This is a genomic window from Lewinella sp. IMCC34183 (assembly GCF_003390915.1).
GTDB lineage: Bacteria > Bacteroidota > Bacteroidia > Chitinophagales > Saprospiraceae > Neolewinella.
In genome coordinates this window covers 1-4,728 of the sequence record NZ_QMEM01000022.1, presented here as the reverse complement: position 1 = coordinate 4,728, position 4,728 = coordinate 1, and the positions used below count along the sequence as shown (strand labels likewise).

Genomic DNA, 4,728 nt, shown 5'->3' with positions numbered 1-4,728 from the left:
GCGGTTTTTGAGTGGCATCTGGCTTGATTGCCCTTAAAGATACGACTTGTTGATGACTTTGATCAACTTTGATAGGTTTTTCTGAGGGGATGCGGGTATTGCTTTCGGCGAACGAGGGCGCCTACGCAATCCGGGATCATTCGAGCACCGGCTCCATGTGTGAAACACAAAGCTAGCCTTTGCGCCGCCAGTGAACATGGGACAAAACCCGGAGCGCAGCGCAGGCTTTTGGCCCATTGAGAACGGCGGCGCAATGGCCGCTACCGTCACCCCAACGCTTGTCTTTGACCACGAAGCCCCCGGATTGACGTAGGCGCCGTGTTGGCGGACGTGGCCGGTGCACCCTGCTTTCCTCTGGCGGATTGCGCCTTCTGCGGAGCGAAGCGCAGGTGGCCGGGCTTTAGCCCGCCACTTGGCGATTCGCTGCAGAATGGCGCAGTCCCGGCGATTACCGGTCAGACCTTAGCCCGGGCGCGGAGATGCGCAACTAAGTTGGCATCAGGCCGCGGGCTAAAGTGCCAATGGCCGCCAACGGATGCGGCCACGCCGTGCCGGGAAGGATCCCGATAATCTTTGGTTCAACTCAAGGTACACGATCGACGCCAACCGACACTACCCTACCCGCCAGCCCCGGCATGGACGTGGCCGCAATGTTGGCTGACGTCCTTTTATTTATGGAGCGATAGCGACTGTTTCTACGCGGCAGCGGCGTCCGTAATGCGGGGGACTGTTTCTACACGGTAGCGTCTTTGGAGTAGTGCAGGACGTTTCTACACGGCAGCGGCGTTCGTACTCCGGGGGGACTGTTTCTACACGGTAGCGTCTTTGGAGTAGTGCAGGACGTTTCTACACGGCAGCGGCGTTCGTACTGCGGGGGGACTGTTTCTACGCGGCAGCGGTAACCGTACTGCAGAGAGTTTATATCTACGTGCCGAACTTTAGGTTATAGACACAACTTTATGGAAGCTAAAATTTTTGCATCTATCACTGTTCGGCCTTTGTGTTAATTTCATTGGTGGCTTTATTTTTATTTCCTGTAAGGTCATGTATTATTAATAAGCAAAACGTCAAGCACACAATCAGAGGCCATTTTCCAATCATACTTTCAATGTTGGATTTTACTAACCAGTCAATAAAATTTCGTGGGCTGAATTCTAGCATAAATACTAAAAACCCAATCAATCCGCACAACAGCAAGGTAAGTTTTTTAATGTGGTTCGTCTTATATAGTCCTTTAAGCAATAATAATAGGCCAATATATCCAAATATTACCAGAAGCATACAGGTTACAAAAAGAATGTAGTTAAATGAGAATTCAGCGTTCGGTATAGCATAATAAATTCCTAGAAAAGCCAATCCTAGCATCCAGGTTGCTGGAATCAAACCACTAATCAAAATTATGTATAGAATTTGTTTCACTCGATGTTTGTCAAGAAGTGGGTCAACGCCGTGCCGGGAAGTATCCGCATGTTTTTGATTTCACAAGGTAGACTATGGATCTAGTTCCAAGTTGAGCCTCGCGTTGTTGTCATCTACTTAATAACCATGCTTCTAATTTATTTAACAGATTTAATGCTAAATATAATTGATGCTTTGTCAATTCATATTTTCTGTACTGTATGATTTTATTATAGACTTCCTTAAAGTTGTACCATCCATCGGTTAACCCATTGACATAAAATTGGACTTCTTTTAACTCACTCGCAATGTGCTGCTTATTCTCTTCTTTCAGTAAATTGATCAGTTCGCCGAACTTAATCCAAAAGTCGTTCATAATTCACTTCTATTCTCTGACATAATTGGCTCCTGTTCTGCGGGCTTGGATGTCAGCCAACGGATGCGCCACCGCAGGCCGGCTACTACCACCCAACTTACGGATAAAGACGATGCTTTCCTAGCCGATAAAGCATCCTCGACACCCGCCAATTCTACCGCCGGCTTGACGATGGCGCAATGTTGGCTGATGTCCTTTATGTTAAAATAAATATTGCTTTCTTTCACCCTGTCTACTCTATAGACGCCTTTTTGAGATAATACACGGTATTACTGGGTGGAATTACTACATACCCCAAAGAAAAATTTATCTTCATTAATCATTATCTGGATTAGGTTATATATAACTTTACGATCTTTTGTTCAAAAAAGATAAACTCTTAAACTATAAAATTCAAATATCGTTTTGCTTTTAGGCAAAACTAATTTTCGGTTTGTGGTGATTCTAACTCTTTGTAAACTATATTTATTTTTAAACTACTATCGCCAAAATCATGGAAACCTTTGGTTGAAATCCTTCTAATGCTCGAATATTCTACGACAAGGGAATCAAATCCGTTCCAAACTGCTTTAACTTGTCCGGATCCAATAGGTTCGCCGGTAAAAATATCCTGAGAACTTTGCCAATCGAAATTTTGATCACAATGATCAATGGCTACATGTATTGATTCATTAGTTACAGCGTTTCCAGATAGCGAATATACCGTAGCTCTTCTGATTCCTTCATAGTCACACGAATTATCTATAATCGTACTAGCCGGTTCGTCAAAAATACTGAATGTACTTATGAAGTAAATAACCGTAATTAACGCTCCAGCAATTATGACCCATATTGTTCGTCCGACAACATTCATAAATTGTTAATTGACATTACTTCTATATATTGCCTTTTCGTCGTAGTCTTTCTTGGCAGTAGGGTTACCGGGGTAGTACGGCCTAAATCTAAGCGGTAGCGGCGTCAGTAGTCGCTCGCCTCAGTTGCGCGGTAGTTTTACCGAAGTAGCGCGGATTATATCTAAGCGACAGCGGCTTCCATAACTGCGGGGCACTGCTTTTGCGCGGCAGCAGCATCAGTAGTCGCTTGCCGTAGCTGCCTAGTGGCGCTGTCGAAATTGTGCCGGGGGGACTGTTTCTACGCTGCAGCGTTTTCGGAGTGTTGGGTACTTGGATGTCAGCCAACGTGGGCGCCTACGCAATCCGGGATCATTCGAGCACCGGCCCCAGGCTTGGAACACAAAGCTAGCCTTTGCGCCGCCAGTGAACATGGGACAAAACCCGGAGCGCAGCGCAGGCTTTTGGCCCATTGAGAACGGCGGCGCAATGGCCGCTACCGTCACCCCAGCGCTTGTCTTTGACCACGAAGCCCCCGGATTGACGTAGGCGCCGTGTTGGCGGACGTGGCCGATGTACCTCGCTTTCCTCTGGCGGATTGCGCCTTCTGCGGAGCGAAGCGCAGGTGGCCGGGCTTCAGCCCGGCCACTTGTCGATTCGCTGCAGAATGGCGCAGTCCCGGCGGTTACCGGTCAGACCTTAGCCCGGGTACGGAGATGCGCAACTAAATTCGCATCAGGCCGCGGGCTAAAGTGCCAATGGCCGCCAACGGATGCGCCGGCGCAGACCGGCTACCACCGACCAGCTCACCGGATCCTGACCAACTTCAAGGTAGCTATAAATCCCTCATCGACACCAACCCCCACCCTCGCCGGTTTGTCGCTGGCGCTGTGTTCGGTGCTTTCTAATGGCCTCTTTTTCTTTTGATTTCTTCAATTTTTCTCATCTCCCTCATGAACTCATCCAAATTCAGTACTTCGCGGTATTCCTCTGATAAATGGAGTATCTGATCTATATCATTTTCAGAAGGATCATTCATATCTATTTGGGACAATACGCGACGCACCATGGATCTATCCCTAGCCAGTTTAAATCCAGGAACCTGTGTTTCCAGCAGCTTTAATCTTGTTTCCTCTAAATTCCTGATATCTGATCTCAAAATCTGAAGCTCATATTCATTTTGATGCATTTCGTGGAACTGCCACATCTTCATCATGTGCTCCAATTGTTTATTTATATCGTCTAAAGCTATTTCATTGCCTACCGCTTTAGTGCCACCTTTAAAGATAAACAATACAATACATACTGATACAAAGCTTATAACTATGGGTAATGAAATTAATAAAAAGCCGTTTATCGCTATGTAATGAGACAACACAGTAAGCAAAATATGTCCAAATAGTAAGCCGACAAGACCTGTAATTATACTAATAAGGGCCAAGACCGAAGTTTTGGCAAGTAGCTTGTATGATGCAATCAATTTGTTTACCATTTTATGCTTACCATTGTTATTCTCACATTTCTTGCGCTAAACTTTTTTACTTAATCATTTTACGATTAATTTCATTAATTAGGTCATCTGTTTGAGTACCGTCTGTCGCATGGTTACTCGCAATAATTATGGATATAAAAATTGAAAAAGATACAACAAAGAACAATTGCAAATACAATACATACGGAGCAATAACACCCTCTTCCCAGTAACTTATAAGGTATGAAGGAGCTGGCTTCATTATGATGTACATAAGTGTAACTATAACTAAAGTACCAACCGTGAGTAATGCCACATAGATAAAAGGTTTACGCTGCCTTTTAATCCTAAGACTTCCTTTTTGAAGTAGTCTTTGAGTACGAAGGGCTTCCACTTCGTCGGTTATATCATTTTTATATTGTTCGTCCATTTCACACAGATTTAACAGCAATTATTAGTTGCGAATCTACAAATATTCAACAGTCTTTTAATGTTTAAGCGAGTTGTAGTCTGATTGATTGCACCGAACGAGTGCGCCACCGCAGGCCGGCTGTCACCAGACAGCATCCCGGACCTAGACCAGCTTCAGTTCAACTTTTAAAGGCCTCATCGACACCCAAAAGCCTCACCGCCGGCTTGACGATGGCGCGGTG

The 4,728-nt window shown here is 45.2% G+C and carries 3 protein-coding genes; all 3 read right to left on the bottom strand.

What is annotated here, in order from left to right; all coding sequences use genetic code 11:
- Positions 1 to 2,195: 2,195 nt before the first annotated feature.
- Entirely contained in the window at positions 2,196 to 2,627 is a 432-nt protein-coding gene (locus tag DQG19_RS21085; protein WP_157974646.1) for a hypothetical protein, read from the bottom strand.
- 881 nt (positions 2,628 to 3,508) lie between these two features.
- A complete protein-coding gene (locus DQG19_RS20575; RefSeq protein WP_157974645.1) occupies positions 3,509 to 4,045 on the bottom strand; it encodes a hypothetical protein in 537 nt (178 codons plus the stop codon).
- 97 nt (positions 4,046 to 4,142) lie between these two features.
- Positions 4,143 to 4,505, bottom strand: coding sequence for a hypothetical protein (locus tag DQG19_RS21080; protein ID WP_157974644.1), 363 nt, complete (start codon positions 4,503 to 4,505; stop codon positions 4,143 to 4,145).
- Positions 4,506 to 4,728: the final 223 nt, after the last annotated feature.

Coding starts and splice junctions, on each gene's coding strand:
- DQG19_RS21085 (WP_157974646.1), bottom strand. CDS start 2,627: ATGAATGTTGTCGGACGAACAATATGGGTCATAATTGCTGGAGCGTTA.
- DQG19_RS21080 (WP_157974644.1), bottom strand. CDS start 4,505: ATGGACGAACAATATAAAAATGATATAACCGACGAAGTGGAAGCCCTT.